Origin of the sequence: Bradyrhizobium sp. (genome assembly GCF_049691595.1) — a bacterium.
Taxonomy (GTDB): Bacteria; Pseudomonadota; Alphaproteobacteria; order Rhizobiales; family Xanthobacteraceae; genus Bradyrhizobium.
The window spans coordinates 1-2,600 of the sequence record NZ_JBAVNZ010000191.1 but is presented as its reverse complement, the minus strand read 5'-3'; the positions used below and the strand labels follow the sequence as shown (position 1 = coordinate 2,600).

3 protein-coding genes are annotated in these 2,600 nt (G+C 66.1%); all 3 read left to right on the top strand.

The window, feature by feature from the left end:
• On the top strand, positions 1-1,453 hold a 1,453-nt coding region (locus tag WCE35_RS08890), incomplete at its 5' end, for a GMC family oxidoreductase (RefSeq protein WP_424592976.1).
• A gap of 7 nt (positions 1,454-1,460) precedes the next feature.
• On the top strand, positions 1,461-1,910 hold the full coding sequence (locus WCE35_RS08885) for a hypothetical protein (RefSeq protein WP_424592975.1): 450 nt from the start codon (positions 1,461-1,463) through the stop codon (positions 1,908-1,910).
• Between the two features lie 79 nt (positions 1,911-1,989).
• Positions 1,990-2,600: S1C family serine protease (locus tag WCE35_RS08880; protein WP_424592974.1), on the top strand; the 611-nt coding region annotated here is incomplete at its 3' end.

Below are 2,600 nucleotides of genomic sequence, written 5' to 3'. Positions count from 1 at the left end.
GGACTGGGAGGCGCGGTTCTACGGCGATTACTCGCCGAGTCCCAATATCCGCGCCCGGCCCGAGGACTATCCGGTCAACGACGATAATTCGCCGATCAAGGTGCTGAACTTCAATGGCGTCGGCGGCTCGACCATCATGTACACGGCGCATTTTCCGCGGCTGCATCCGTCCGATTTTCGCGTGCGCACGCTGGACGGCGTCGCCGATGACTGGCCGATCGATTATGACACGCTGGCGCCGTTCTTCGCCGAGAACGACCGGATGATGGGTGTCTCCGGTCTCGCCGGTGATCCCGCCTTTCCGCCGACAGAACCTCCGATGCCGCCGCAGCCGCTCGGCCGTTCGGGCGCGCTGTTCGGAAAGGCGATGAACCGGCTCGGCTGGCACTGGTGGCCGTCGGATACGACGGTGGCGACCGTCGATTACGAGGGACGCGCGCGCTGCATCAATCTCGGCCACTGCACGCCGGCCTGCGCGCAAGGCGCCAAGGCCTCAACCGATATCACCTACTGGCCGGCCGCGCTGCGCGCCGGCGTCGAGCTGCGGACGCACTGCCGGGTGCGCGAGATCACGACCAATGCGGAAGGCATGGCCTCGGGCGTCGTCTATTACGACAAGGACGGCGTCGAGCAGTTCCAGCCCGCGGAAGTGGTCGTGATCGCCTGCAACGGCATCGGCACGCCGCGGCTGTTGCTGAACTCGGCTTCCAGCCGCTTTCCCGACGGGCTGGCCAATTCAAGCGGGCTGGTCGGCAAGAACCTGATGTTCCATCCCTACGCGCAGCTCTACGGCTATGTCGACGCGCCGACCGACAGCAACCGCGCGCCGCCGACCTGCCTGTGGAGCAAGGAGTTTTACGAGACGGATTCTTCGCGCGATTTTGTGCGGGGCTATGCCTTTCAATTCGGCCGCGGCATCGGGCCGGTGATGGAAGCCGTCACCAGTGAGGCCAAGGGCATTCTGCCCTGGGGTAGGGATCACCACGCCGTGTTCCGCCGGCTCAACGGCCACCGGATCGGACTGTCGGCGATTTGCGAGGACCTGCCGGAGGAACACAACCGCGTCACGCTCGATCCGGTGCTGAAAGACAGTCACGGCATTCCGGCGCCGCGGATCGATTATGTCATCGGCGAGAACAGCACGAAGATGCTGGAACACGGCATCGCGCGGGCCAAGGAGGTTTTGGCAGCCGCCGGCGCGACCGACATCTGCGTCAATTGCCCGATCCTGTACGGCGGCTGGCATCTGCTCGGCACGGCGCGCATGGGCACCGACCCGGAACGATCGGTGGTCAACGAATGGGGCCGCTCCCACGACGTGAAGAACCTTTTCATCGTCGACGGCAGCGTGTTCGTCACCTCGGGCGGCGTCAACCCGACCTCCACCATCCAGGCCATCGCGCTCTATGTCGCCGACCAGATCAAGCAGCGCCTCGCCAATCTGTTCGATTGAGGAAACGATGCCAGTCGAGAACGCTCTCACCCCAGCCCAGCGCGACGACCTGCGCGTCGTGGCCGCCATGATCATCCCTGCCAGCGCGGAATATAACGTGCCCGGCGCGGACGATGCGGCGATCCAGGCCGACATTCTCGCGACGCTCGGCCGCGACACCGCGATGGTGCGCGCCGCGCTCGATCACCTCGCGCGGCTTGCCGGAAAACCGTTCTCCGATCTCGATCCCGCGCGATGCGACGCCGTCGCGCAGCAATTCCGCGCCACAGGGGGAGCGGCGGCGGCGACGCTCGTTCGCGTCGTGCTGCAATGCTACTATCGCGACGACCGCGTGCTGCGCTCGCTCGGGCTGGAGCTTCGCCCGCCATTCCCCAAGGGATACGAGTTGGAGCAGGGCGACTGGTCGTTGCTGGACCCGGTCAAGGCGCGGCCTTCGACGTGGCGCCGGGCGCCGTGAGGGCAGGGCGCATGCGCCCGCGCCGCGGCTCTTGCGACATCCAAAGCCGACCACCATCTGACACGCGAAGGAATTCGCCATGCTGGATTTTGCCTCGGATATCCCCGATGACGGCCTGTCATCGCGAACCACCGAATCCATCCCCGCAAACGACCAGGCGCTGCTCGACGCCTATTCCAATGCCGTGATCGAGGTGACCGAACGCGTCGGGCCGGCGGTGGTCCGCGTCGAAACCGGGCCGAAACTGCGCAACGCCCGCGAGCGCGGCGGGCTTGGTTCCGGCATCGTCATCTCGCCGGATGGCCTGGTGCTGACCAACAACCATGTGGTGGGCGCGTCGAAAGAGATCCGGCTGCGGGATGTCGAAGGCTTCGTCACCGAAGCCCATGTGCTCGGTGTCGATCCCGATACCGATCTGGCTTTGCTGCGGGCGGCCGGCGCGCGGGACTTGCGCTACGCCTCGCTGGGGAATTCAAAAAGCCTGCGCCGCGGCCAGCTCGTGGTCGCGATCGGCAATCCCTTGGGCTTCGAATCGACCGTCACCGCCGGCGTGGTGTCGGCACTCGGGCGCTCGATCCGCTCGGTGAGCGGCCGGACCATCGAGGACGTGATCCAGACCGACGCCGCGCTCAATCCGGGCAATTCCGGCGGGCCGCTGGTGTCGTCATCATCGGAGGTGATCGGCATCAA